At 65.2% G+C, this 25,469-nt stretch carries 19 protein-coding genes; 12 read left to right on the top strand and 7 right to left on the bottom strand.

Features of this window, described 5'->3' with window-relative positions; translation table 11 throughout:
* Window positions 1-480 precede the first annotated feature (480 nt).
* Together VRZ08_RS16635 and VRZ08_RS16630 are read left to right on the top strand one after the other, a co-directional pair.
* Window positions 481-1,080: a hypothetical protein gene (locus VRZ08_RS16635; RefSeq protein ID WP_414533248.1), complete on the top strand. Its 600-nt coding sequence runs from the start codon at window positions 481-483 to the stop codon at window positions 1,078-1,080.
* Window positions 1,081-1,112: 32 nt separating this feature from the next.
* Complete coding sequence (locus VRZ08_RS16630) at window positions 1,113-2,456, top strand: hypothetical protein (RefSeq protein WP_414533247.1); 1,344 nt, start codon at window positions 1,113-1,115, stop codon at window positions 2,454-2,456.
* Window positions 2,457-2,510: 54 nt separating this feature from the next.
* On the opposite strand, the gene VRZ08_RS16625 is transcribed toward VRZ08_RS16630, so the two are convergent.
* The 3 genes from VRZ08_RS16625 to VRZ08_RS16615 form a co-directional block, all read right to left on the bottom strand.
* Complete coding sequence (locus VRZ08_RS16625; RefSeq protein ID WP_414533245.1) at window positions 2,511-6,056, bottom strand: error-prone DNA polymerase; 3,546 nt, start codon at window positions 6,054-6,056, stop codon at window positions 2,511-2,513.
* A gap of 151 nt (window positions 6,057-6,207) precedes the next feature.
* A complete protein-coding gene (locus VRZ08_RS16620) occupies window positions 6,208-7,809 on the bottom strand; it encodes a Y-family DNA polymerase (RefSeq protein ID WP_414533244.1) in 1,602 nt (533 codons plus the stop codon).
* Window positions 7,697-8,482 carry an ImuA family protein gene (locus tag VRZ08_RS16615; RefSeq protein WP_414533253.1) on the bottom strand — a complete coding sequence of 262 codons (786 nt, stop codon included), beginning with the start codon at window positions 8,480-8,482 and terminating at the stop codon, window positions 7,697-7,699. The genes VRZ08_RS16620 and VRZ08_RS16615 overlap by 113 nt, the downstream gene beginning before the upstream one ends.
* A 167-nt stretch (window positions 8,483-8,649) precedes the next feature.
* Between VRZ08_RS16615 and VRZ08_RS16610 the strand changes: the two genes are divergently transcribed.
* From VRZ08_RS16610 to VRZ08_RS16595, 4 genes are all read left to right on the top strand, one after another.
* Window positions 8,650-9,900, top strand: a complete 1,251-nt coding sequence (locus VRZ08_RS16610; RefSeq protein ID WP_414533243.1) for a putative DNA modification/repair radical SAM protein — start codon at window positions 8,650-8,652, stop codon at window positions 9,898-9,900.
* Window positions 9,901-10,194: 294 nt separating this feature from the next.
* The gene (locus VRZ08_RS16605; RefSeq protein WP_414533242.1) at window positions 10,195-11,700 is read left to right on the top strand and encodes a UdgX family uracil-DNA binding protein; all 1,506 of its coding nucleotides are present in this window, start codon (window positions 10,195-10,197) and stop codon (window positions 11,698-11,700) included.
* A 235-nt stretch (window positions 11,701-11,935) separates the two neighbouring features.
* A complete protein-coding gene (locus tag VRZ08_RS16600; protein ID WP_107354958.1) occupies window positions 11,936-13,171 on the top strand; it encodes an ABC transporter substrate-binding protein in 1,236 nt (411 codons plus the stop codon).
* A gap of 115 nt (window positions 13,172-13,286) precedes the next feature.
* Complete coding sequence (locus VRZ08_RS16595) at window positions 13,287-14,567, top strand: glycerate kinase type-2 family protein (protein ID WP_414533241.1); 1,281 nt, start codon at window positions 13,287-13,289, stop codon at window positions 14,565-14,567.
* A 245-nt stretch (window positions 14,568-14,812) separates the two neighbouring features.
* Here VRZ08_RS16595 and VRZ08_RS16590 read toward each other — a convergent pair whose 3' ends face one another.
* Together VRZ08_RS16590 and VRZ08_RS16585 are read right to left on the bottom strand one after the other, a co-directional pair.
* Window positions 14,813-16,372: an adenylate/guanylate cyclase domain-containing protein gene (locus VRZ08_RS16590; protein WP_414533252.1), complete on the bottom strand. Its 1,560-nt coding sequence runs from the start codon at window positions 16,370-16,372 to the stop codon at window positions 14,813-14,815.
* Window positions 16,373-16,503: 131 nt separating this feature from the next.
* Window positions 16,504-17,088: a DUF3124 domain-containing protein gene (locus tag VRZ08_RS16585; RefSeq protein WP_414533240.1), complete on the bottom strand. Its 585-nt coding sequence runs from the start codon at window positions 17,086-17,088 to the stop codon at window positions 16,504-16,506.
* Window positions 17,089-17,136: 48 nt separating this feature from the next.
* Here VRZ08_RS16585 and VRZ08_RS16580 point away from each other — a divergent pair, with 48 nt between their 5' ends.
* The 3 genes from VRZ08_RS16580 to VRZ08_RS16570 all read left to right on the top strand — a co-directional run bounded on the left by VRZ08_RS16580 (window position 17,137) and on the right by VRZ08_RS16570 (window position 20,403).
* On the top strand, window positions 17,137-18,867 hold the full coding sequence (locus tag VRZ08_RS16580) for a cation:proton antiporter (RefSeq protein ID WP_164637816.1): 1,731 nt from the start codon (window positions 17,137-17,139) through the stop codon (window positions 18,865-18,867).
* Between the two features lie 129 nt (window positions 18,868-18,996).
* A complete protein-coding gene (locus VRZ08_RS16575) occupies window positions 18,997-20,046 on the top strand; it encodes a hypothetical protein (protein ID WP_414533239.1) in 1,050 nt (349 codons plus the stop codon).
* A 15-nt stretch (window positions 20,047-20,061) separates the two neighbouring features.
* Window positions 20,062-20,403, top strand: a complete 342-nt coding sequence (locus tag VRZ08_RS16570) for a hypothetical protein (RefSeq protein WP_159060658.1) — start codon at window positions 20,062-20,064, stop codon at window positions 20,401-20,403.
* A gap of 13 nt (window positions 20,404-20,416) precedes the next feature.
* On the opposite strand, the gene VRZ08_RS16565 is transcribed toward VRZ08_RS16570, so the two are convergent.
* Window positions 20,417-20,935 carry a MarR family winged helix-turn-helix transcriptional regulator gene (locus VRZ08_RS16565; protein WP_107354951.1) on the bottom strand — a complete coding sequence of 173 codons (519 nt, stop codon included), beginning with the start codon at window positions 20,933-20,935 and terminating at the stop codon, window positions 20,417-20,419.
* Between the two features lie 165 nt (window positions 20,936-21,100).
* Here VRZ08_RS16565 and VRZ08_RS16560 point away from each other — a divergent pair, with 165 nt between their 5' ends.
* Genes VRZ08_RS16560 through VRZ08_RS16550 form a run of 3 tightly spaced genes read left to right on the top strand, consistent with a single transcriptional unit; the run spans window position 21,101 to window position 24,635 of the window.
* On the top strand, window positions 21,101-22,141 hold the full coding sequence (locus VRZ08_RS16560; protein ID WP_414533238.1) for a branched-chain amino acid ABC transporter permease: 1,041 nt from the start codon (window positions 21,101-21,103) through the stop codon (window positions 22,139-22,141).
* Between the two features lie 5 nt (window positions 22,142-22,146).
* On the top strand, window positions 22,147-23,919 hold the full coding sequence (locus VRZ08_RS16555) for an ABC transporter permease subunit (RefSeq protein ID WP_414533237.1): 1,773 nt from the start codon (window positions 22,147-22,149) through the stop codon (window positions 23,917-23,919).
* Complete coding sequence (locus tag VRZ08_RS16550) at window positions 23,916-24,635, top strand: ABC transporter ATP-binding protein (protein WP_107343760.1); 720 nt, start codon at window positions 23,916-23,918, stop codon at window positions 24,633-24,635. Before VRZ08_RS16555 ends, VRZ08_RS16550 begins: the two co-directional genes overlap by 4 nt.
* Here VRZ08_RS16550 and VRZ08_RS16545 read toward each other — a convergent pair.
* Window positions 24,573-25,427 carry a GGDEF domain-containing protein gene (locus VRZ08_RS16545; protein ID WP_414533236.1) on the bottom strand — a complete coding sequence of 285 codons (855 nt, stop codon included), beginning with the start codon at window positions 25,425-25,427 and terminating at the stop codon, window positions 24,573-24,575. The genes VRZ08_RS16550 and VRZ08_RS16545 overlap by 63 nt on opposite strands.
* Between the last annotated feature and the right edge of the window lie 42 nt (window positions 25,428-25,469).

Here is a 25,469-nt window from a genome sequence, read left to right as displayed (position 1 = left end):
CGTCGGGCGGGGGCGTCGGGCGTGTCGCGAACGCGACGTTCGCCGCAGCGAACGACCAACCGCGCGTCGCCTTGCAGCGCGCCACCGGCGGGCTTTCCCCGCCTTCGCTCGTCCCGCGTCCAGCGAACTAACAAGTCGCAGAGCCCCGTCGTATACTCGGACGGAGACCCGATGCCTCCCGGACGCGGGCTTGCGAGACCCATCGCGTCACTCCGGCTTCGCCAGCCACGCCGGCTCCGCCAAAGTCGCCCGGCTGGTCACCCAGCCGACCGATCTGCCCCCACCAAGACGCCTCATGATACGCCCCTCGTTGGACAGGACGGGTAGTCGAACCAGGATTTTGTCAGGGCGCAGGGCTACGGAATCTTGGTGCGCGAGAGCGGATCTGAAATCCGACCATGTCGAGAGAGCCAGAAGGCCAATTCTCCTATTGCGTCCGCTGTTGTACGATTGCGATGCGGCAATCGTGGAGTCGCCTGGATGAGCACGACATCTTGGATCAAGCCAGTATTGAGCGCAGCCTTGTTGCTAACACTCGCTTCGGCTGCCGTTTGCGAAGAGACGAGAGCACAGCAGGGTGATCTTCGCTGGCGGACTTCGACGTCCGAGGGTCGATCATCTCTCGTCCAGGCATCTTCCGACGCGACGGACGCCGTCGGCCGCTTCGCGTTCACATGCGTCGTGAAATCTGGAAACGTCGCCGTCTCGGTGGCGATGACGGATGAGCAACGCTCCGCATTCGCGGCGCTGCTGACCAGCGGTGAATATCCCACGGTCGCGCTGTCGGACGGACGGACCAAGTCGGCACTTGCGAAGCTTGAATTCGGCGATGCTGATGGCTGGTCGTATGCTTTCACCGTTCCGGTTGACAGCAAGTGGCTCGACGATTTCGAGAAGACGGGCTCAGTGCGCCTTGCGATCGGTAAGACGATCAGTGACGGCGACAGCGTCAATGTCGGACTCGGCGCGATCAACGACTTTCGAAGCCAGTGCAGAAAGACGCATCAAATACCGCCGACCGCTGTCCGGCCGCTTCCGCGAACCCCTCCGAACCCCGACGTGTTTCCGCCAGCGAAATAGACCTCCCCTGAGGCGTGCTAGCGACGGTTCGTATGACGGCCGCACGGGCTCCCGAGAGCGATACACGAGAAGTCCGTCAGCTGATCGCCCTGGCCAAGACCGCTTTGGGCCAGGAGCCGACATTAGCGGCGCGAGCCTGTGAACTGGATCTTTTGACGAAGCTGCCTGGCGAAGCTACTGCGATGTCCGGCCCGTCAACGAAATCTAGGAGTGTCGTCATGACGCTGGAGGAATTTGTAAGCGAACTCAACGCGCTCGCGTTCTTTAAGGAATTCACTTTCTCGAAGAATACATTCAAACCGGGGGCGGGTGGCACGGAGCTCGAACTGGCCGACAACATCGTTTGGATGGCAGATGACGTAACAATACTGCAGTTGAAAGAGCGATCCACCGAGCACGTAGAGGATGATGCTTCCGAGACGCGTTGGTTTCAAGCCAAGGTCCTAGGGAAGGCGACAAAGCAGGTACGTGGCACGCTCAAATTTCTTGAAGAACACCCTGCCATCACCGTTACCAATGGGCATGGCCATAGCTTCGATCTTCGCGGCGATCAAATTCGAACGAAGACCAAGATTGTCGTCTTCCTCCCTGGCAAGATCGTTCCTGATATCGCTAGATCAACTCGACACCATGTAAGTCAGACGGGCGGGTTCATCCACGTGATTGATGCTCGCGACTATCTGGAGATATGTCGAACGTTGCGTGTTCCGGCAGATATACGGGACTATTTTGGCTACAGGCAAAGACTGCTCGAAAGCGACGCTAAGTTCGCGGCTCCAGAGGCATTGATTATGGGGCAATACCTTTCGGGCGACGAGAATACGTTGCCGTCGGAGGAATCTCACAAATTTCTTGTGGCGCTTAAACAGAACGCTTCCGAATTCGATATTTCGATGATCTTGCAGAACATTTACCGTAAGGTGGAGAGGCAAAATAAGCCTGACGATTACTATGAAATATTGCGCCAGTTCGGACGACTTCCGCGCTCAGGCTGGAAGGCGGCCAAAACCCGAATTAACTACTGCATCGATGCATTGCAAAAGCAGGAATTCCGGGCTCCCACACGCTTTGCATGGAAAGAGCTGTCGGTTGGGTTTGTCTTCGTGCCGGTAGACCCCAAATTGATGGCGGAGGAAAATGCTGTTGAGCTTATGGAACGAGGGCTACTCAATTTCACATTGGGACACAAATACGATCAACATCTGAACTGTTGCGTTGGGTTGATCATGGCCAAAGACGGCGAAGACTTTTTGCTTAACTGGTGTGTGATAACGCAACCATGGGAATATGAGGCTGAGCTAGAAGCAAAATTGAAAGAGAATTTTCCATTTCTCAAAGTGAAAGAAGAGCTCATTCCTCGCTTTGAGTTTAGGTGAAAAGATCAGCCAAATCGCTTGTCCGCTCCGGGTCATAAGCGGCATCACACCCCTTCAATGAAAATCCCGTGACGGCGGCAGGATGCGGACGTCGCGGGGGTGGCGATGGCGTTGGGCGGGGGCGTCGGGCGTGTCGCGGCGGTCGCCGTTGAGGGCTTCGTAGCCGCGCTTTTCGGAGGTCAGTTGCTCGTAGAGGTCGGTGCCGTCCGGCAGTGCCGGGCGGACCAGGCCTTCGGCGAGGCGGCCCATCTCATGGCTGCGGTCGATCAGGCGCTCGGCGACGAGATGCACCACGCCTTCGGGGCTCGCCTGGACCTTGCCCTCGACCAGCACCAGCCGTGCGCCCATCACCTCTTTGCGAAACTTCTCCATGATGGCCGGCCACACCACGATGTTGGCGATGCCGGTCTCGTCCTCGATGGTCATGAAGATCACACCATTGGCGCTGCCCGGCCGCTGCCGCACCAGCACGACGCCGGCGCAGCGCAGCCAGCGGCCGCTGGCGCGCTGATCGGACTGCGACACCTCGCTACACGTCACCACCCGCTCGGCCGCGAACAGCGCGCGCAGGAATTCCATCGGATGCCCCTTCAGCGACAGCCGCACCGTCTGATAATCGGCAACGACGTGCTCGGCCATCGGCATCGCCGGCAGCGGCGCGGCGCGTTCATCGTCCTGCTCGCGGGCGTGCGCGGCTTCGAACAACGGCAGCGGCACATCGTCGGGCAGCCGCCGCACCGCCCACAGCGCGGCGCGACGATCGAGCCCGAGCGAGCGGAACGCGTCGGCGTCAGCGAGCAGGATCAGCGCGCGCTTCGGCAACGCGGTGATGCGGGCGAATTGTTCGAGCGACGTGAACGCCCCCCTCGCCCGCGCTGCGACGATCCGCGCCGCCCAGTCGTCGCTCGGCGCTTCGCCGGCGTCGCGCCGCACCCGCTCCTCGTCCGGATCGGCCCAGCGGAAGCCGTCGATCATGCGGAAGCCGAGCCGCACCGCGTGATACTTGCGGGTGAGTTCTTCGAGCGTGCACTGCCCCTCGCTGAACGACACATCGACCGGCCGCACCTCGACCTTGTTGGCGCGCGCATCGCCGACGATCTGCGCCGGCGCGTAGAATCCCATCGGCTGCGAATTCAAGAGCGCACAGCAGAACGCGTCGGGATGAACGTGCTTGAGCCATGACGACGCGTAGACCAATTGGGCGAAACTGGCGGCGTGGCTTTCGGGAAAGCCGTAAGAGCCGAACCCCTTGATCTGCTCGAAACAGTTTTGCGCGAATGCGCGCTCGTAGCCGCGCGCCGCCATGTTCTCGACCATCATCGACTCGAACTTGCCGATGGTGCCAACATTGCGAAACGTCGCCATCGCGCGGCGCAGGCCGTTGGCCTGTTCGGGCGTGAACTTCGCCGCCTCGATGGCGATGCGCATTGCCTGCTCCTGAAACAGCGGCACGCCGAGTGTCTTGTGCAGCACCTTGCGGAGTTCGTCCTTGTCGCCGTGCTGCGGCGATGGCGACGGATAGGAGACTTTCTCCTGATTATTTCGCCGCCGCAGATAGGGATGCACCATGTCGCCCTGAATCGGGCCCGGCCGCACGATCGCGACTTCGATCACGAGATCGTAGAATATACGCGGCTTCAGCCGCGGCAGCATGTTCATCTGCGCGCGGCTTTCGACCTGGAACACGCCGAGCGACTCGCCGCGGCACAGCATGTCGTAGACTTCCGGCACCTTTCGCGGAATGCTGGCAAGCGTCCAGCGCTCGCGCTTGTGCGCGTCGATCAGGTCGAAACATTTGCGGATGCAGGTCAGCATGCCGAGCGCCAGCACGTCGACCTTCATCATCTTCAGGGTGTCGATATCGTCCTTGTCCCACTCGATGAAGGTGCGATCCGCCATCGCGGCGTTGCCGACCGGCACGTAGCTATCCAGCCGATCCTGGGTCAGCACGTAACCGCCGACGTGCTGCGACAGATGCCGCGGAAATTCGATCAGCTCGGTGGCGAGCTCGACCGCGAGCGCGATCATCGGATTGGCCGGATCAAGCCCGGCCTGCCTGACCTGCATGTCGTTGAGGCCCTTGCCCCAGCTGCCCCACACCGTATCGGCCAGCGCGGCGGTGACGTCCTCGGTCAGCCCCAGCGCCTTGCCGACGTCGCGGATCGCCGAGCGCGGCCGATAGTGAATGACGGTGGCGACGATCGCAGCGCGGTGGCGGCCGTAGCGGCGATACACATATTGCATCACCTCCTCGCGCCGGACGTGTTCGAAATCGACGTCGATATCCGGCGGCTCCAGCCGCTCCTTGGAAATGAAGCGTTCGAACAACAGATCGGTCTCGGCCGGGTTCACCGCGGTGACGCCGAGCACGTAGCACACCGCCGAATTCGCCGCCGAGCCGCGGCCCTGGCACAGGATGTTCTGCGACCGCGCGAACTGCACGATGTCGTGCACCGTGAGGAAGTAGTGCGCGTAGCGCAGCTTGCGGATCAGCCGCAGCTCCTTGTGCAGCACCTTCTTGGTACGCGGCGGAATCCGCACCGGGAAGCATTTGTGGGCGCCGGACCAGGTCAGATCCTCGAGATGACGCTGCGCGGTCTTGCCCGGCGGCACCGGCTCGTCGGGATATTGATATTTGAGCTGATCGAGCGAGAAATCGATCCGCTCGGCGAAGCGCAGCGTCTCGGCGATGGCATCGGGATCATGGCGAAACAGCCGCGCCATCTCGGCGGCGGGCTTGAGATGCCGCTCGGCATTGGCTTCCAGCCGGCGACCGGCTTTATCAATCGTGGTTTTCTCGCGTACGCAGGTCAGCACATCCTGCAGCGCCCGCCGCCGCGGGTGGTGATAAAGCACATCGTTGGTGGCGATGCATGGAACTTTCGTTGCGGCCGCGATCCGCCGCAGCCGATCAAGCCGCCGCTTATCGTCGCCGCGATAATACGGTGCGAGGGCGAGCCAGACGGCACCGGCGTTGAGCGCGGCGAGACGCTCCAACGCGGTGGCGATCGTCTTCGTCTGGAAGCGATAGGATGGCATCATCACCAGCAGGATCTGAGAGTTACTGGCCATACGTTTCCCACCGTCATGCCCGGGCTTGACCCGGGCATCCACGGACACCAGCACGGCCTTGCTTAAAGACGTGGATGGCCGGGACGAGCCCGGCCATGACGGTGTTGGAAACTGATGGATAGAGGCGGAAGGCTGAGGGGTGGACCTCGCAGGCTCGTGGATGAATTCCTCCAAATCCCCAAACGTCAGATGGCACTCGCCCTTCTCGGCGCGGAGCTTGCCGGTGCTGAGCAGGCGGCAGAGGCGGCCGTAGGCGGCGCGGTCGGTCGGATAGGCGAGAATGTCCGGCGTGCCGTCGACAAAGCACAGCCGCGCGCCGATCAGCAGCTTCGGTTTATGGACGAGGTCTTTATTGTCGAGCTCGCTATAGGCACGCACCACGCCGGCCAGCGTGTTGCGGTCGGCGATCCCGATGGCGTCGAGCCTGAGCCGGCTCGCTTCATGGACATAGTCCTGCGGATGCGAGCCGCCTTCGAGGAACGAGAAATTGGTGGTGACGCCGATCTCGGCGTAGCGCGGCACGCTCATGGGCGTCTCGATTCAAAATTCAGTCGTTAGATTCGTCATTGCGAGCGAAGCGAAGCAATCCAGCTCAGTGCACGGCGCTGGATTGCTTCGTCGCTTCGCTCTCGCAATGACGGGAGAGGCTGGACGCATACGCACTCGCCTCGCCCGCTCCTCACGCAAACAATCCATGCATGTACCAGCGCGGCTGGCCGGTGCCGTCGGGCTGGGGCGTCACTTCGACATTGTAGAGGCCGTCGCGATACACCCAGAACCGCGCGCCGGCTTCGTCTTCGATCCGGAAGTAATCGCGGGTCAGGCCGGGCTCGGCGGCACGCCACCATTCCATGGCGATGCGCTCCGGGCCCTCGGCACGGATGACGCGATGAAGGACGCGGCGCCAGGTGAATTTCGCCGGCGGATCGTCCGGCGTGCCGGCCATCACGTCGATCGGCTCGGGCGGCTGGAGCAACCGAAGTGGGCGCAGCGGCGGCTCGTCGGCGCGCGCCGGCCACGGCGCATCGCCGGCGTGCGGCGGACAATGCTGCACCGGCACGGCCAGCGCCGCGCGTTCCGGGATGTGCGTATCCTGCGGCAGATAGCGCACCACCCGCCGCGCCCCGAGCCGCGCCGCCAGCGTATCGGCCAGCAAGGCGACATCCTCGGCCTGATGCGCGGTGGTGTCGAAACCGCGCTGCGCCTCGGCGACAGACACGCTGACGCTGGCGGCGAGCCGGATCAGATCGTAACCGAACCCGGGATCGAGCGGATCGGCGAGCGCGTCGAGCTTCTCGGCAAACAGCCGCTGCACCACCTCGACCCGCGTCACCGGCTGTCCGGTTTCGACGCTGATGCTGCGCACCGCACCATCGCTGCGGAAGAAGCTCGCGGTGAGCTGGCGCGCGCCTTTGCCGCTCCGCTCCATCGCAGCGATCAGCAGCCGCGCCAGCGCCAGCAGTGTCGGCAGAATGACCTCGGTGGTGGCAACCGGTTCGGGAAAATTCTTGTCGACCACGTAGTCCGGTGCCGGCCGCCGCGGCGAGATTGGCGCGTCGTCTTCGCCGGTCGCCTGGCGCAGCACCGCGACGAAGCCTTCGCCGAACCTTGCGGCGAGTTCGGTCGGCTGCCGCGCCAGCACCTCGCCGACGGTCTTGAACCCGGCGCGGCGCAGGCCGCGGACGATCGCGTCATCGACGCCCAGCGCCGCTACCGGCAGCGGCGCCACCGCGCGCACCTCTTCGCCCGGGGCGACGATCAGGCCGGAGCCGCCGCGGGTCAGCGCCCTCGCCGCCACCGCGGTGCCGGCGATCGCGGCGCTGACCGCAAAGCCCTGCCGCGTCAGCGCCGCGGTCAGTGTGTTCAGCAGCTTGGCCTCGTCGCCGAACAGATGCGCGCAACCGGTGATGTCGAGCAGCAGCCCATCGGCACCGTCGAGCGCCACCAGCGGCGTGAAGCGATCGCACCAGTCGGCGATCGCATTCAGCAGCGCCGCATCGGCATGCGGGTCGTGGTCGATGACATCGACCGCCGGATGCATCGCCCGCACGGTGGCGAGCGGCATGCCGGGCATCACGCCGCCGCGGCTGGCGCGCGCATCGCACGCGACAACCACCAGCGCGTTGTCGCGCTTGGCGGCGACGACCCGCGGCGGCGGAGGCGCAGCATCAGCCGGCGAGCCGGTGCTCGCCTGCAGCGAGGCCCGTTCGACCCGATCGGTCGAAAGCCTCGGCAGCCAAAGACCGAGGATACGCCTGCGGTTCACGGAAACGGCACGCATCACAATTCCATTCCATGATCCAGCGGCCGGTCTGGCCGCGACGATTGCGAACAAGGGAGGTGTCGAGCACCGGGGCGCCCCAGCCTTCGATCGGCGGCGAAGGCGCCGCGCGGATCACCCAGCGGGTCTCTGCCGTGGAGGCCTGCGGCGCAGCGGCGATCCGCAGCATCAGCGCGGTGACGCCGGACTGCTGCGCCGCCAGCGTCAGTTTTCGCGAGGCGACGGAATCGAACGCGCGGGTCTCGCCCCACAGTTCGGTGATCACCGCGCCGAGCCCGTTGCAGGCCAGCGCATCGGCAGCGGCGCGGAGCGCGCTGTCGGCATCATGGGCGCGCACCATCACCAGGCGGCGCGGGTCGAAGCCGAGTTCGGCCAGCCCCTCCATCGCCAGTTCGCCGTTCTCGCGCGCGGAAAAATCCTGGCGGATCCACAACAGATAGCGCGCCTCGGCGAGCAGCTGCGCCACGCCGGCGATAAAGCCGGTTGCAGCAGAGGCGTGACGGCCATCGCAGAACACTTCGTGCAGCGCGCCCTGCATCAGGCCGCCATGCAGCACCGCATCCACATCGTCATGGCCGAGCGGCACGCGGCGCAACGTCTCCGCCGCCCCGCTTTCGAGCCGGTCGATTTCGCCCTGCAGGCGCGCAAGCATACCGAGGCGGGCGCTATCCATGCGCCGCTCCTTTTTCCGTTGCCATTTTCGGATTCGATGAACCCGTTGCCGGCTCATTTGTTCATGATATGTTCTAATAAATCCCTGCTCCCGGGCGGAGTCAATCGGGATCGCACCGAGGTCTTGCGGCAATTTTTTTCGCGAGATGAATCAAGGAGATTCCAAGCATGGACGTGCAGCGCAAGCTGGCCATCCTGGCGGACGCGGCGAAATACGACGCCTCCTGCGCCTCCAGCGGGACGGAGAAACGCGACAGCCAGGGCGGCAAGGGTCTCGGCTCGACCGCACCCGGCATGGGCATCTGCCATTCTTATGCGCCGGACGGGCGCTGCATCTCGCTGCTCAAGGTGCTGCTCACCAACGCCTGCGCCTATGACTGCCTGTATTGCGTCAACCGGGCGTCGTCGAACGTGCCGCGCGCCCGCTTCACCGTGGGTGAGGTGGTGCAGCTCACGCTCGACTTCTATCGCCGCAACTACATCGAGGGGCTGTTTCTGTCCTCGGGCATCATCCGCAGCGCCGACTATACGATGGAGCAGATCGTCGAAGTGGCGCGACGCCTCCGGGAGGAGCATCACTTCCGCGGCTACATTCATCTGAAGACGATCCCGGAAGCCGACGACGCGCTGATCGCCAAGGCCGGCCGTTATGCGGACCGGCTCAGCATCAATATCGAGATGCCGGAGGAGAACAGCCTCGCTCAATTGGCGCCGGAGAAGAACGTCCGCGCCATCCGCCGCACCATGGGGCGGCTGCGGCTGAAGCTGGATGAAGCGACCGAGGCCAAGGCCGCGGCGCGGAAGACCCCCACCCGCGCCAAGCCGCCGCGCTTCGCACCGGCCGGCCAGAGCACGCAGATGATCGTCGGCGCCGACAGCGCCACCGACCAGACCATCCTCAACACCAGCGCCAACCTCTACGGCTCGTACAATCTGAAGCGGGTGTACTACTCGGCGTTCAGCCCGATCCCGGATTCCAGCCGGGCGCTGCCGCTACAGGCGCCGCCCCTGGTGCGCGAACATCGGCTGTACCAAGCCGACTGGCTGATGCGGTTCTACGGCTTCGACGCCGGCGAAATCATCGATCCCGCCGCCGGGATGCTGTCGCTGGAGATGGATCCGAAGCTGGCCTGGGCGCTGCGCCACCGCGAGCGCTTCCCACTCGACGTCAATCGCGCCAGCCGCGAGGAATTGCTGCGCATTCCCGGCTTCGGCCGCAAGGCGGTCGACCGCATCATCGATACCCGCCGCCACTGCACGATCCGCAGCTCGGACCTCGCCAAACTCCACATCCCAAGGAACAAGGCGCTGCCGTTCATCGTTCTTCCCGACCACCGCCCGCCGAGCACTATGCTCGACGCCGCGCGGCTGGCGGAACGGTTTCGGCCGAAGGCGCAGCAACTGGGATTTGGGTTTTGAGGGTGTCGTCATTGCGAGGAGCGAAGCGACGAAGCAATCCAGCACTTTGCACTGAGCTGGATTGCTTCGTCGCTTCGCTCGCAATGACGGGGATGGGTGATTAGCTACAAGCGCGACCTCATCCTGAGGAGGCTGCGCAGCAGCCGTCTCGAAGGATGAAGTCACACCCTGGGGCCATCCTTTGAGACGCCACGACGAAACCCTTCGGGCTTCGCTGCGGCTCCTCAGGATGAGGATAGTGCCACGTAGCACGCGCGTAGGAATTAACTAACAGTCTGGGGCAACCAAAGGCACATGCACCGCATCCAGCTCGACAGCGACACCGATTTTGGCGGCTGGCGCAAGGCGGCGCGGGAGCTGGTGCTGGCGGACGTGGCACCGGCGGATATCACGTGGACCGTAGCCGGCGACGAGCCGGAGTTGTTCGACGCGCCGGGGCTGGCGCCTAGCACGGGATCGTTTGCTGAAGCGCCGGCGGCATTTACGCAGCCGGGCTCGCGGTCCGACGACACTGCCGCCCTCTTACCCGTGCAGACGTTCAACGTCCCCGCCCGCTTCGTCGAGTTGGCACAGACTGCAATCTTGCACCGCGATCCGCAGCGCTTTGCGTATCTGTATCAGCTGCTATGGCGGCTGCGCGCCAATCCCGAATTGATGCAGGTGGCGACCGATCCCGACGTGGCGCGGCTGCAGGGAATGGCCAAGGCGGTGCGGCGCGACGAGCACAAGATGCACGCCTTCGTCCGGTTCCGCGAGATCGGCCGCGAACCGAAGTCACGCTATGTCGCGTGGTTCGAGCCCGAGCACCATATCGTCGAGCTCGCTGCGCCATTCTTCGCGCGGCGCTTCGCCGACATGGAATGGTCGATCCTGACGCCCGACGTCTGCGCGCATTGGGATGGCCACGCGATTGCGATCACGCCCGGCGTCACCAAGGCGATGGCACCGTCGGAGGATCGCCTCGAAGAAACCTGGCTCACCTACTACGCCAGCATCTTCAATCCGGCGCGGCTGAAGACCAAGGCGATGCAGGCCGAGATGCCGAAGAAGTATTGGCGCAATCTGCCCGAAGCGGCGCTGATCAAACCGCTGATCGAACACGCCGAGCGCAAGGCGCACGCAATGGTCGCGGCCGAGGCGACCGCGCCGAGGAAGCCGCAGCGACAGGAGCCGCCGATGACGAGAACCAAGTCGAAGGCCGACACGCTGGCGCATCTGCGCGAGGAAGCGAAAGACTGCCGCGCCTGCGACCTGTGGAAGGACGCCACCCAGACCGTGTTCGGCGAAGGTCCGCAGCACGCCACCGTGATGCTGGTCGGCGAGCAGCCCGGCGACAAGGAAGACCTCGCCGGCAAGCCGTTCGTCGGCCCGGCCGGGCAGATGCTCGATCGCGCGCTGGCGGAAGCCGGCGTCGACCGCAGCAAGACCTATGTGACCAACGCGGTGAAGCACTTCAAATTCGTGCCGCGCGGCAAGATCCGGCTGCACCAGAAGCCGAACACACCGGAGATCAAGGCGTGCCGGCAATGGTACGAACGCGAACTCGCCGCGGTGCAGCCGCTGCTGGTGGTGGCGATGGGCGCGACCGCGGCGCAGAGCGTGCTCGGCAAGATCACCCCGATCAACGCCAATCGCGGACACCTGATCGACCGCGACGACGGCCCGCAGGTGCTGGTGACGGTGCATCCGTCCTATCTGCTGCGCCTGCCCGACGCCGAAGCCAAGGAACGCGAGTACGCCCGCTTCGTCGACGATTTGAAACTCGTCGCCGCGCACCTGAAGAAGGCGCACGCAGCGTAGTCGCCTTTCGACCACGCCCCTACCGCGCGCCACCGCACGCAACCTTCCCTGCCTGCGCGACATTTCGGCGCAGCGGACGGATCTATTTCCATTCGACGGAATGGGCGGGAAATTTGGTAACCGTCGCAATTTCCGCGGGTTGAGCGCGGCGGCCGAACCGGCTAACGCTCCGCTGCACTGTTGCACTGCAATGCAGCGCATGCGGCAAGACCAACAACAACACGCGAGGAATCCGATGTCTGCCCTGTCCCGTTCCATCGCCGCCGTCGCGGCCGTCGCGCTGCTGTCCGCCACCGGCGGTCAAGCACTGGCGCAAAAGAAATACGGCCCCGGCGCGAGCGACACCGAAGTCAAGATCGGCAACATCGTGCCGTATTCCGGCCCCGCCTCGGCCTATGGCAGCGTCGGCCGGGCGCAGGAAGCCTACTTCAAGATGATCAACGACAAGGGCGGCATCAACGGCCGCAAGATCGTCTACGTGTCCTATGACGACGCCTATTCGCCGCCGAAGGCCGTCGAGCAGACCCGCAAGCTGGTCGAGAGCGACGAAGTGCTGTTCATGTTCTCGCCGCTCGGCACGCCGTCGAACACCGCGATCCAGAAGTATCTGAACGCCAAGAAGGTGCCGCATCTGTTCCTGGCGTCGGGCGCCACCAAGTGGAACGATCCGAAGCACTTCCCGTGGACGATGGGCTGGCTGCCGAGCTACCAGAGCGAAGGCCGGATCTACGCCAAGTACATCATGAAGGAGAAACCGGACGCCAAGATCGCCGTGCTGTATCAGGGCGACGACTTCGGCAAGGACTACCTGAAGGGCCTCAAGGACGGTCTCGGCGCCAAGGCGTCGCAGGTCGTGATCGAGGACAGCTACGAGCTGACCGAGCCGACCGTCGACTCCCACATCGTCAAAATCAAGGCCGCCAATCCGGACGTGCTGGTGATCTTCGCGACGCCGAAGTTCGCCGCGCAGACCATCAAGAAGGTCGCCGAGCTGGCCTGGAAGCCAATGATGATCGTGCCGAACGTGTCGGCCTCGACCGGCAGCGTGATGAAGCCGGCCGGCTTCGAAAACGCGCAGGGCATCGTCTCGGCCGCCTACGCCAAGGACGCCACCGACAAGCAGTGGGAAAACGACCCGGGCATGAAGGCGTATTACGAGTTCATGGCCAAGTACGCGCCGGACGCCAGCCGCGCCGACTCCTCGTTCACCACCGGCTACAACATCGCCGAGACCGTTGCGGTGCTGATCAAGCAGTGCGGCGACGACCTCAGCCGTGAGAACGTGATGAAGCAGGCGGCGAACCTGAAGGGCGTGCAGCTCGGCGGCCTGCTGCCGGGCGTGACGCTCAACACCTCGCCGACCGACTTCGCGCCGATCGAGCAGCTGCAGATGATGCGGTTCGAAGGCGAGAACTGGAAGCTGTTCGGCGACGTGATCGAAGGCGAAGTCGCTGCGCCCAGCGGCGGCTAGTTCGCTCTCCTCTTCGCCTCGACGAACCAGCCCTCCGCGATCACCGCGGAGGGCTTTTTCATTCATCGCGCGCGCCGTCTTGCCGCCCCGCAGTGCGCCTGCCACAACTGGCGGCATGACCGATCGTCGCCCCCTGCTCCGTGCCATCTTCGATGCGGCCGTTGCCGCCGCGCATCCCGACCGCATTCTCGCTGCCGCGCTGCCGCCGGCACCGCGCGGACGGATCATCTGTCTCGCGGCCGGCAAAGGCGCCGCTGCGATGGCCGCCGCGGCCGAGCGACACTATCTCGACACGTTGGGTCTGGAACCGTCGCGGCTGGTCGGCATCGCCACCACGCGCCATGGCCACCGTGTTCCGACGCGAGTCATCGAGGTGATCGAAGCCGGCCATCCGATGCCCGATGCCGCCGGCGTGCGCGGCGCCGAAGCCAACCTCGCCCTCGCCGCGACCGCGACGCCGGACGATCTGTTGCTCGTGCTGCTATCCGGCGGCGGCTCGGCCAATTGGATCGCGCCGACCGAGGGCGTGACGCTGGCGCAGAAGCAGCAGGCGACCCGGGCGCTGCTGCGCTCCGGCGCACCGATCGGCGAGGTCAACACGGTGCGCAAACATCTGTCGCGGATCAAAGGCGGCCGCCTCGCCCGCGCCGGGCGGCACGCCGGGCAGATCGTGACGCTGGCGATCTCGGACGTACCGCGCGACGAGCCGTCCGCGATCGCGTCGGGCCCGACGGTGCCGGATCCGACCACGCTGGCCGATGCCCGCGCGCTGGTGGCCCGTTATGATCTGCAGCTCGATCCCGCGGTCGCCGCCGCGCTGAACGATCAGCGGAACGAGAGCGTCAAGGCCGGCGATGCCGCGTTCGCGCGCGCGCGGTTCGAGATCATCGCGCGACCGCGACAGTCGCTCGATGCGGCCATCCAAGTTGCGCGCGACGCCGGCTATGAGGTCGCCGATCTCGGCGCCGATCTCGAAGGCGAAGCCCGCGAGGTTGCCGCCGCGCACACCCGGCTCGCGCGCGAAGCTCGGGCTGCGGGGCGCAAACTGGCGATCCTGTCCGGCGGCGAATTGACGGTGACGGTGCGCGGCCAGGGCCGCGGCGGCCCCAACCAGGAATACGCGCTGGCGCTGGCGCAGCAGCTGTCCGACCTGCCCGACATCGCCGCACTCGCGGCCGACACCGACGGCGCCGACGGCGGCGCCGGCAACGCCGACGATCCCGCCGGCGCCCTGATCGACGCGGCGACCTTCGCGCAGATCGCCGCGCGGCGGCTCGACCCCGCCGCCTATCTGGCCGACAACGACGCCACCAGGTTCTTCGCGCAGACCGGCGACCTGCTGATCACCGGCCCGACACTCACCAACGTCAACGATATCCGGGTGATCCTGGTTTAGTTCATCCCTTATCCGTCATTGCGAGCGAAGCGAAGCAATCCAGAAGCTCCGTATCCTGAGCTCCTGGATTGCTTCGTCGCTTCGCTCCTCGCAATGACGCACGAGAGGCCGCGCGCCAACAATCGCCGCCATGCGCGGGCTTGTCCCGCCTGCGGGGCCGTAACCGCTCCGGCGCGGTGAAAGCCTGCGCCTTCGGGAAGATGGATCGCCGGGTCGAGCCCGGCGATGACCGTTGATTGAGCCTGCTACTCCGCCGCCTTCGGCTGACGGCGGTCGAGCGAGGACAGCGCCTGGAGTAGCACTGAGCGGACGCGCTCACTATCGTTTGCGGCGACGGCTGCAGTGTCGAGGTGGAAGTCGAAGCCCGGCATCTTCTCGATCACCACCGCCGCGGCCTCGCTGCCATCGCGGAGATGATCGATGGCGTATGGCACCACCTCGCGGCTGATGCCCTTCATGGTGATCGACGGCAGCGCCCGGGCGTCGATGATGTCGCTGACCAGCGCATAGGTTTCGTACGACACCACGATTCCGCCAGGCTCGGCGATCGACTGCAGCCGCGCGGCAAGGTTCGCCTCGGCACCGATGATGGTGTAATCTATCCGGTCGGTGCTGCCGAAATTCCCGACGTTGCAATAGCCGGAATTGATCCCGATCCGCGACCGGAACGGCTGCTCGATCCCGGCCGCGCGCCATTTGGCGTTGAGCTCCGACAGCCGGCGCTGCATCGCCCACGCCATCCGCACGCAGGCCTGCGCGTCGGCGCGGTCGCCCTTGGTCTCCGGATCACCAAAGAAGATCAGCATCGCATCGCCGATGAACTTGTCGATCGTGCCGCCGTAGCGATGCGCGATCTCCGACATCTCGGTGAAGTACTCGTTGAGCAGCTGGGTGATCAGCTCCGGCTGCAGCCGCTCGGTGGTGGCGGTGAAATTCTGGATGTCGGAGAAGAAGATCGTCAGCTTCTTGCGCTCGGTGTGGATGACGACGTCCTTCTGGCCGGAAAAGATGCTCTTGTAGATCTGCGGCGGGATGTAGCGCGAGATCTTCATCGACAACGAAGCCAGAAAGTCGTTGTTGGTCTCCAGCTCGTGGTTCATCGCCAGGATCTTCTGCGACTGCCGGCGCTGCATTGTCAGGAACGACACGCCGCACACCGCAGCCAGCACGAAGTACGCTAGCAAGAACTTGAACGAGAACAGATTGGCGGCGATCGGCTGGGTGATCATCACCTCCTGGATGCCGCGGACGTCGCCGACCTTCCAATCGCGCTTCGGGCTTTCAGGATGGCTGTTGTGGCAGGCGACGCAGGCCGGCGCCATCGTCACCGGCGACACCAGCCGGACGCTGTCGCTGAACAATCCAGCAGAGGCCGACACGATGTTGTCGCTCGAGTCCTTGCGCAGCGCCGCCAGCGCATCCCGCTCGAAGGCGTCGAGCTGATGCGGGGCGCGATTGGCGAACGGATAATCCGAGACGAACCGATAGGTGATGTTGCTCTGCTGCTCGCCGATCACCTTGCCGAGCTCAAGCGACAGCGTGGCCGGGATCGGAATCGCGCCGGGCACATTTTCGTAGTCGTGGATCACCTGCACCTGCCCGGGATGGGACAGGATGCGCCCGACCACGTTGGCGGCGTAGTAGTGACGGACGCTCTTGATCACCGAATTCAGATCGGACGCCTGCCGGCGCAGCGCTGCATCGGCAAGGTTGGTGAGATCGAGCCACACCGCCAGCGGCAGCCCGAGCAGCAGCACCGCGATCGCAAGGCCGGTCCACGAGCGCGCAGATCGTCCGTCTCGGATTTGTCCATGCCGCCGTGCCCTGGTTGCCGCGATAGCCGGGAACCTAGCGCGTAGGCGGTATAAAGAGAAGCATCCGGGTGCAGGGCTACCGGTCAGAGATAGCGCGTGGCCTAGCCCGTAGCAGTCCCGGCTCAGCGGCCGGAGGTGGTGCGGATCGGCCGGCCCTGCGAGATGAACGCGTAATGGCCGTTGGCGAAGGTCCCGATCATCAGCGCTTCGGTAACCGGCTCGGCGATCTCGCCGGCCGCGGCCCAGTCGATCACGAAATTGGCGCCGGTTCCGCCGCGGGTGTCGAGCGTCGCGACGAACGCCTCGATGGTGGCGAACGGCTTCAGCGCCACCGGCTCCTTGAGATGACTCTCCACCATTTTACCGGCGCCGTCGTAATAGGCGATCCGCTTAATCACCAGCGGCTTGGTCTCGGAGGCGTTGTGAATGCTCAGCGTCACCGAAAAATCCGCCCGCGCCCCGCCCTGGTTGATCCAGACGCTGGAATAGGCCGGCACATAGATCGAGCCGCCGACGGTCAAGGGCTCGGTCGGCAGCGCGGTCAGCGAGCCCGCGAACGTCTTGGCGATGTCGCGCGGGGCCGGTGATTGAGCCAAAGCCGGTGCGCCAGCCGACAGAATCAGGCATGTCAGGCAGAGAATCACGAGCGCGCCGGAGCGATGGCGTCTCGTTCCGCGAGCCCGGCTCCCGATGCGTTGTCTCAGCATGGCTGTCCCTTTAGTGTTCGCGCCAAGGCATTCCACGGCGGAAGGTGCATGCACGAACTGATTGGCGATATCACGCTGAGCATCCTGTTCGCCTGGCTGCTCGGCTTGGCGGCGCATTTTTTCCGTCAGCCGCTGATCCTCGCCTACCTTATCGGCGGTTTCGTCATCGGTCCATTCGGCCTTGGCTGGGTGAAATCCGAGAACTCGATCTCGGTGATCTCCGAGCTCGGGCTGATCTTCATGCTGTTCATGATCGGTCTCGAGATCGATCTGAAGAAGATCATCCGAGCCGGTCCGGTGATCCTGGTCGCGGCCGGCGGACAGATCGCCGGCGGCGTGCTGCTCGGCCTCGCCTTCTTCGTCGGCATCGGGCTCAGCCTCGGCGGCGGCCATTTCGACGCGCTGTACCTGACGGTGGCGTGCGCGCTGTCGTCGACCGTAATCATCGTCAAGGTGCTGTACGAGAAGCGCGAGCTCGACACCCTGCCCGGCCGCATCACGCTCGGCATCCTAGTGCTGCAGGACATCTTCGCGATCCTGTTCCTGGCGGTGCAGCCAAGTCTCGCCGACCTGCAGATCTCGGTGCTGCTGCTGTCGATCGCGCGGGTCGTCGCGCTGGTCGCGACTGCGCTGGCGCTGTCGCGCTACGTGCTGCCCTGGCTGTTTCACCGCATCGCGCGCACGCCCGAACTGGTGCTGCTCGGCGCATTGGCGTGGTGCTTCCTGATCGGCGAAATCGCCGAGCGGCTGCATCTGTCGCGCGAGATGGGTGCGCTGGTCGCCGGCGTGTCGCTGTCGACCTTCCCCTACGCGCTCGACGTCACCGCCAAGGTGACGACGCTGCGGGACTTCTTCATCACCCTGTTCTTCGTCGCGCTCGGCATGACGATTCCGATCCCGAACGGCTCCGTGATCGGGCTGGCGCTGGCAATTGCGGTGTTCACGCTGGCAAGCCGGCTGCTCACCACCTTCCTGCCGCTGTATCTGATGAAGCAAGGCCTGCGCGCCAGCCTGCTGCCGGCGCTGAACCTGGCACAGATCAGCGAATTCTCACTGGTGGTGATCCAGACCGGCGTCGCCGCCGGCCATATCGGCACCCAGACCGCGAGCGCGGCGTCGTTCGCCTTCGTGCTCCTGGCGGTGCTGTCGACCTTCGTGATCATGCGCAGCGATCCGATCACCCGCCGCGCGATCGGGACACTGACCAAATTCGGCTTCCGCGATCTCGGCCAGCAGCAGAGCGGCGCCGAAGCCGCCGCAGAGGCCGGCCACGGCGCGGTGCATCGCATCGTCATCCTCGGCTTCTTCCGCGCCGCCAGTGCGCTGGTCAGCGAGATCGAGCAGCATACGCCAGAGCTGCTCAAGCAGATCAGCGTGATCGACTTCAACCCGATGGTGTACCGCACCCTCACCGAGCGCGGCATGCACGTGATCTACGGCGACATCAGCAATGTCGACACGCTCCTGCACGCCGGCGTCGCCAAGGCCGAGATCATCATTCTCAGCGTGCCGGACTCGCTGCTGAAGGGCGCCACCAACGAACGGCTGGTGCGCCACGTCCGCGCGCTCAATCCCAACGCGCAGATCGTCGCCACCGCCGATCTGCTGGCCGATGTCGACGCGATGTATCAGGCGGGCGCCGACTACGTCACCGTCACCCGGCTCGCCGACGCCCGTGAGCTGTACGAGGTGATCGAAGCCGCCGATAATGGCCTGCTGTCCGACAAGCGCGCCGCCCTCGACGCCCGTCTCGCCGAACGCCGGGAAGTACTCCCGTAACGCTATCGCCCGGGTGACTTCGCCTCATAGTTGCACCGAAACAACAGACACGGCACAGCGCCGGCGTATAGTCGGCGCGTATTTCGGTTTGCCGTTTGTCGTTGTTCGAGTGATTGCCCGAGGCACGCGATGTGGAAGAGCATCGGTTCGGCTGCCATTTTATTACTGGTGCTGACCGGGTGCGCGATTCACCCGCTGCCGGAGGATTTCTCCGGCGTCGACACGCCCGATATCGTCAAACGCATCCGCTGCGAAACCCGCGATGCGGTCCAGACCGTGGTGATCGCGTGGGTCGACAAGCTCGCCCAGAGCGGCGATCCGATCGCCCAGCAGCTCAGCGCCACCTATGCCCAGAACCGCGAAGCGACCAGCCAATTTGGCCCCGAGCTGTTTCCCGGCCGCGCCTATGACAAGGTCCGGACGCTGATCCGGACGTTCTACCGGACCGGCGTCGCGTATAATTTCGATCTCAACATCACCGAAGACAACGACCTGACCTCGCAGGCTAACCTATTGCGGGTGCTGCCCGAGCACGTGTTCAGGCTGAATGTCGGCGCCGGCGCGCTGCGCAAGCGCAGCAACCAGCGTACCTTCACGGTGACCGACACTTTCGAATATCTGCTCAAGACACTGAACGATCCCTCGCGCGGCAGCTACTGCAACGGGCAGATCGTCGCGGCGAACTACGTCTATCCGATCACCGGCCGTATCGGCGTCGAGAAGCTGGTCAAGGATTTTATCGAGCTGACGCTGTTCGGCAACCTCGCCGGCAGCAACAACGGCGCAGTGCCGGCGATGACCGACAAGCTGGTGTTCACCACCACGCTGAACGCCAGCGCCACGCCGAGCGTGGTATTCACGCGCGTCACCACCGCGTTCGATCTTGCCGACGCGCAATTGACCGCCAGCGCCAAACGCAGCGACGTGCATCAGGTCGCGATTGCGCTAGCACTTGCGGGTAACGAGGCCGCCGATCTCGCCACAATGCGGACCTATCTGTTCACCGCACCGCGCGCCGGCGGCGCTCCGACCGCTGCGGTGCGCAAGACTGGCGGCGGATCACAAACCCTGTATGTCGGCGACCGCGTGACCGGCGGCGGCACGCCGTCCGAAGTCCTCGCCGTGATCGCAATCGATCAGATGAAGCGTCGTGAGCTGCAACTGTACCCTGCCCAATGATCAAGGGGGACGATGATGGCGACCACACCCGCGAAGTCGAAGGCCAAGAAAACCTCTGCGGCGAAGCCGGCCGCCAAGAAGCAAGCGGCCGGACCATTCACCCGCTACGTGTCACCGGCCGCGGCGGTCGTGCGGTTCTGCCGCTCGCTGACCCCTGAGGAGGCCGACGACTTCATCGCGCGCGCCGAACGCGCCGAAGCCGTCGTGACCTTGAAAGCGACCTCGGTCGCCTTCGTCGACCGCTTCCTGGTGGCAAAGCGAAAGCGCGCGGCGATCGAGCTCAACTCGATCACCGCCTCGGTGCAGGAGGTCGACCCCTGCCCGGGGAACGACAAACGTTGCTTCAAAAAGAGCTGACCGCCGGCGCGTTTCAGAATTCGCGCGCGATGGTCGCGAGCATCGACAGCAAAGCGTCGCGATTGTCGCGGCCGAGCAGTTCGGTCAGGCGATCTTCGTGACGGGTCGCCACCAACTTCTTGGCGCGCGCCAGCGTGGCGCGGCCCTTGTCGGTGAGCATCAGGATGTGCGAGCGGCGATCGCTCGGCGATCGGGTGCGGACGCACAGACCGCGGCTTTCCAGAGCATCGAGCATCGCCACGAAATTCGGCCGCAGGATGCCGAGCGTGGTGGCGATCTCGGTCTGATTGCGGCCGGGATTGGCATCGAGCAGCAGCAGCACCGAGAACTGCGCCGGTGTGAGCTGCACCGGGGCGACACAATGCAGGAAGTCTTCGAACACACGGAGCTGCGCACGCTTTAGCGCGTAGCCAAGCAGCTCCGACAGTTCGCCCATCATCAGCTCGGAGGCCTCTGCGGCACTCTCGACCGGCGGCTCCTTGCGCGCGCCTCGTGCCGGCTTGGCGACGGCGGCGGTTTTCGATGCGGGCATCGCCGGGCTCGTGATCCTGTTCGCTAAGGTCCCCGCGAACGCCTCGCGGGGCCTTGAGCTTATAATCGATAATTGTTATGCACCATATCAAATAGCCTGCGCAGAATTCAACTGCCGGCGGATGGAGGCGCGCAACGACGTGCCTTCGCGGGAGGGGACGTTCGCGTGAACACCACGATTCTGCTGTTCCTGGTTCAGGACGGTATCACCAACGGCGCGATCTACGCACTGCTCGGGCTGGCGCTGGTGCTGGTCTTTGCCGTCACCCGGGTGATCCTGATTCCCCAGGGCGAATTCATCACATTCGGAGCTCTCACCTACGCGACGCTGTCGGCCGGCGGCGTCCCCGGCACCGCGCAACTGGCGCTGGTGATGGGGCTGGTCGCGTTCGCCTTCGAGCTGTTCAGCGCCCGCAAATCGCTGCATCTCGCCAAGGTGGCGCGCGCGGCGCTGATTTACATCGCCTTCCCGGCAGTCGTGTTGGCGCTGGCGACGTGGCTGCCGGCGCATAAGCCCGGCGTCGCCGTCAACATCGCGCTGTCGCTGCTGATCGTCGCCGCGATCGGGCTGTTTCTGTATCGCATCGCCTTCCAGCCGCTGGCCCACACTTCGGTGCTGGTGCTGCTGATCGCCTCGGTCGGCTGCCATCTGGCACTGCAAGGCTTCGGCCTCGTCTTCTTCGGCGCCGAAGGTCTGCGCGGCCCACCGCTGTCGGACGTGACGCTGAGCGCAGGCCCGCTGATCTTCACCGGCCAGAGCCTCGCGGTGTACGGCATCACCCTGGCGCTGATGGCGGCGCTGTGGCTGTTCTTCGGCTACACCCGCTACGGCAAGGCGCTGCGCGCCACCGCGGTCAACCGGCTCGGCGCGCGGCTGGTCGGCATCCGTACCTCGCTCTCCGGCCAGATCGCGTTCCTGCTCGCCTCGGTAATCGGCGCGATCTCCGGCATCCTGATCGTACCGATCACCACACTCTATTACGACACCGGCTTCCTGATCGGCCTCAAGGGCTTCGTCGCCGCGATCATCGGCGGACTGGTCAGCTATCCGCTCACCGCCATCGCCGCGATCGTGGTCGGTATCGTCGAGTCGTTCTCCTCGTTCTATGCCTCGAACTACAAGGAGGTCATCGTCTTCACGCTGATCCTGCCGGTGCTGGTGCTGCGCTCGCTCGCCGCCCCCGCGGTCGAAGAAGAGAAGGACTAAGCGTGATGCCGCGTTGGTTGCCAATTCTCCTGTTCGCCGCCGTGATGACGGCACTGCCGCTGATCCCGGGCATTCCGCCGTTCTGGATCGTGCTGCTCGACAATATCGGCCTCGCCGCGCTGGTGGCGATGGGCCTGGTGCTGCTCACCGGCGTCGGCGGGCTCACCTCGTTCGGCCAGGCCGCATTCTGCGGCTTCGGCGCCTACACCACCGCCTACATCACCACGGTTTATGGCCTGTCGCCATGGCTGGCGCTGCCGGCTTCGCTTGCAGTCGCCGGCATCGCCGCGGTGCTGCTCGGGCTGATGACAGTGCGGCTGTCCGGCCACTATCTGCCGCTCGGCACCATCGCCTGGGGCATCGCGCTGTACTACCTGTTCAGCAAGCTCGACTTCCTCGGCCGCAACGACGGCATCTCAAGGGTGCCGCCCCTGTCGATCGGCCCGATCGACATGTACGATCCGCATACGATCTATTTCGTGATCTGGGCGATGGTACTGATCAGCGCGGTGCTGACGATGAACCTGCTCGACAGCCGCACCGGCCGCGCCATCCGCGCGCTGCGCCGCGGCCATGTCGCTGCCGAAGCCTTCGGCGTGCAGACCGCGCGCGCCAAGCTCCTGGTGTTCATCTATGCGGCGGTGCTGGCGGGCCTGTCGGGCTGGCTGTACGCCCACTTCCAGCGCAACGTGAACCCGACGCCATTCGGGCCGCAGGCCGGCATCGAATATCTGTTCATCGCCGTGGTCGGCGGCGCAGGCTATGTCTGGGGCGGCGTGCTCGGCGCCGCGATCGTCATCATCCTGAAGGAAGTGCTGCAGGGCTATCTGCCGCTGTTGTTCGGCGGCCAGGGCCAGCTCGAGATCATCGTGTTCGGCATCCTCCTGGTGGTGCTGCTGCAGCTTGCGCCCGGCGGGGTGTGGCCGTGGCTCGCCAATCTGGTGCCGGTCAAATTCCGGCGCGCCGTCACAGGCAAGGCCGGCGGCCTGCCCGCGCGTGAACGGGTCGGCGGCTCCACGACCGCGCCGCTGCTGAAGGTCGAGCGCGCGCGAAAGCAGTTCGGCGGCGTGGTTGCGGTCAACGACGTGTCGTTCGACGTCAACGCTGCCGAGATCGTGGCGCTGATCGGCCCCAACGGCGCCGGCAAGTCGACTACCTTCAACCTGATCACCGGCATCCTCACCACCACCGGCGGCCGGATCGAAGTACACGGCAAGCCGGTCGACAACACCCCACCACAGGAAGTCGTGAAGCTCGGCATCGCCCGCACCTTCCAGCACGTCAAGCTGGTGCCGGACATGACCGTGCTGGAGAACGTCGCGATCGGCGCGCACCTGCGGGGCCGCTCCGGCGCGATCACCAGCATGCTGAGGTTCGATCGCGGCGACGAGGCCAAGCTGCTCGCTGAAGCTGCGCGGCAAATCGAGCGCGTCGGACTCGGCGCGGAGATTGATCAGCTGGCGGGTTCGCTCTCGCTCGGCCAGCAGCGCATCGTCGAGATCGCGCGTGCGCTGTGCGCCGATCCGGAACTGCTGCTGCTCGACGAGCCGGCGGCTGGCCTCCGCCACATGGAAAAGCAGCGGCTCGCCGCGCTGCTGCGTCAGCTCAAGGACAGCGGCATGTCGGTGCTGCTGGTCGAGCACGACATGGGCTTCGTGATGGACCTCGCCGACCGCATCGTCGTGCTCGACTTCGGCACAAGGATCGCCGAAGGCACGCCCGACGCGATCAAGACCAATCCGGACGTGATCAAAGCCTATCTCGGAGCGCTGGCATGACCGCCCTGCTTTCGGTGTCCGGCGTCTCGGTGTCCTACGGCAAGGTCGAGGCGGTGCGGAACGTGTCGCTTGAGGTGCGGACACGCGAGATCGTCACCGTGGTCGGCGCCAACGGCGCCGGCAAGACCACCCTGCTCAGCGCCGCGATGGGCGTGCTGCCGCTGAAGGGCCGCGTCACTTTCGACGGCATCGACGTCGCGCGGCTCGACATCGAGGACCGCGTCGCCGCCGGGCTGTCGCTGGTGCCCGAGCATCGCGAGCTGTTCGCCACCATGACGGTGGAGGACAATCTCGAACTCGGCGCCTTCCGCATCGCCAAGAGCATCGCCGCGCAATCGCAGGAGCGGGTCTATGGCCTGTTTCCGCGGCTGAAGGAGCGACGCAAGCAGCTCGCCGGCACATTGAGCGGCGGTGAGCAGCAGATGCTGGCGATGGGCCGCGCGCTGATGGGGGCGCCGAAGCTGTTGATGCTCGACGAGCCGAGCCTCGGTCTCGCGCCGATCATCGTGGCGGACATCTTCCGCATCGTCGGCGAACTTCGCGAAGCCGGGGTTTCGGTGCTGCTGGTGGAGCAGAACGCCAAGGCCGCGCTGGCGATCGCCGACCGCGCCTATGTGATGGAGCTCGGCGAGTTCGTGCTCGACGGGCCGGCCTCAGAGGTTGCCCGCAACGAGGCGGTGGTCGCGAGCTATCTCGGCTTCTCGCACCCCGCCTGACGCTTCGGCGGGCGCCATCGGCAAGGCGTCGCCGTCGTCGAGCAGCACCACACAGTTGCGGCCGAGATCCTTGGCGCGATACAGCGCGAGGTCCGCGCGCCGCATCAGCGCCGACAGTTCACTGCCGCGATAGGCCGCGAGGCCAAAGCTCATCGTCACCGCAACCAGCCGGCCGTCGCATGCCACAGCGGTGGCGCACAGCCGGCACAGCTCGAGCGCGTAATCGTTGGCCTGCTCGTCGCTGACGCCGACCATCAGGCCGGCAAATTCCTCGCCGCCGTGGCGAGCGATCAGCATGCCACGCGGCGCGGCGAAGTCGCGCAGAATGTCGCCGACCTCGGCGAGCACGCGGTCGCCGATGTTGTGGCCGTAATGGTCGTTGATCGCCTTGAAGCGGTCGAGGTCGCACATCATCGCCACCACCGGCTGCCCGGCGAAATTGGCCTGCGCGAGCTGGGTCGCCGCCGCCTCATCGAAACCGCGCCGGTTGAGGAGACCGGTCAGAGGATCAGTGCGCGACATCCGCATCAGTTCGGCGCGGGTCGAGGTCAGTTGCCGCATCAGACGGGCCGACCGATACGCCATCGCGCCCGACAGCGTGGTCGACACGCTGAGCGCCACCACCAGCGACGCCTTCACCACAGCGCCGACCTCCACGGTCGCGTGCCAATCGGTGCCGAGATCGGAAATCAGAAAGATGATGGTGACGATCGCCGTAATCCCGGCTGCGGCCGCCACCCGCCCCGCGGTGTAGCGGATCACATCACGCTGCGTGACGATCTGGCTCGGCATCAATCACCGTTGCTGGGGCCGGACCGGTCCGGAAGCGTAACC

This window comes from Rhodopseudomonas sp. G2_2311, from assembly GCF_047501505.1.
In the GTDB taxonomy this organism is placed as follows: Bacteria; Pseudomonadota; Alphaproteobacteria; order Rhizobiales; family Xanthobacteraceae; genus Rhodopseudomonas; species Rhodopseudomonas palustris_H.
This window is presented reverse-complemented; position numbering and strand designations above follow the sequence as displayed.

Excerpts from the sequence above, each read along its gene's own strand:
- VRZ08_RS16625 (WP_414533245.1), bottom strand. The coding sequence starts at position 6,056 with ATGAGCGTGCCGCGCTACGCCGAGATCGGCGTCACCACCAATTTCTCG.
- VRZ08_RS16605 (WP_414533242.1), top strand. The coding sequence starts at position 10,195 with ATGCACCGCATCCAGCTCGACAGCGACACCGATTTTGGCGGCTGGCGC.
- VRZ08_RS16595 (WP_414533241.1), top strand. The coding sequence starts at position 13,287 with ATGACCGATCGTCGCCCCCTGCTCCGTGCCATCTTCGATGCGGCCGTT.
- VRZ08_RS16545 (WP_414533236.1), bottom strand. The coding sequence starts at position 25,427 with ATGCCGAGCCAGATCGTCACGCAGCGTGATGTGATCCGCTACACCGCG.
- VRZ08_RS16615 (WP_414533253.1), bottom strand. The coding sequence starts at position 8,482 with ATGGATAGCGCCCGCCTCGGTATGCTTGCGCGCCTGCAGGGCGAAATC.
- VRZ08_RS16550 (WP_107343760.1), top strand. The coding sequence starts at position 23,916 with ATGACCGCCCTGCTTTCGGTGTCCGGCGTCTCGGTGTCCTACGGCAAG.
- VRZ08_RS16620 (WP_414533244.1), bottom strand. The coding sequence starts at position 7,809 with ATGCGTGCCGTTTCCGTGAACCGCAGGCGTATCCTCGGTCTTTGGCTG.
- VRZ08_RS16610 (WP_414533243.1), top strand. The coding sequence starts at position 8,650 with ATGGACGTGCAGCGCAAGCTGGCCATCCTGGCGGACGCGGCGAAATAC.
- VRZ08_RS16635 (WP_414533248.1), top strand. The coding sequence starts at position 481 with ATGAGCACGACATCTTGGATCAAGCCAGTATTGAGCGCAGCCTTGTTG.
- VRZ08_RS16585 (WP_414533240.1), bottom strand. The coding sequence starts at position 17,088 with ATGCTGAGACAACGCATCGGGAGCCGGGCTCGCGGAACGAGACGCCAT.
- VRZ08_RS16570 (WP_159060658.1), top strand. The coding sequence starts at position 20,062 with ATGGCGACCACACCCGCGAAGTCGAAGGCCAAGAAAACCTCTGCGGCG.
- VRZ08_RS16580 (WP_164637816.1), top strand. The coding sequence starts at position 17,137 with ATGCACGAACTGATTGGCGATATCACGCTGAGCATCCTGTTCGCCTGG.
- VRZ08_RS16630 (WP_414533247.1), top strand. The coding sequence starts at position 1,113 with ATGACGGCCGCACGGGCTCCCGAGAGCGATACACGAGAAGTCCGTCAG.
- VRZ08_RS16575 (WP_414533239.1), top strand. The coding sequence starts at position 18,997 with ATGTGGAAGAGCATCGGTTCGGCTGCCATTTTATTACTGGTGCTGACC.
- VRZ08_RS16555 (WP_414533237.1), top strand. The coding sequence starts at position 22,147 with ATGCCGCGTTGGTTGCCAATTCTCCTGTTCGCCGCCGTGATGACGGCA.
- VRZ08_RS16600 (WP_107354958.1), top strand. The coding sequence starts at position 11,936 with ATGTCTGCCCTGTCCCGTTCCATCGCCGCCGTCGCGGCCGTCGCGCTG.
- VRZ08_RS16565 (WP_107354951.1), bottom strand. The coding sequence starts at position 20,935 with ATGCCCGCATCGAAAACCGCCGCCGTCGCCAAGCCGGCACGAGGCGCG.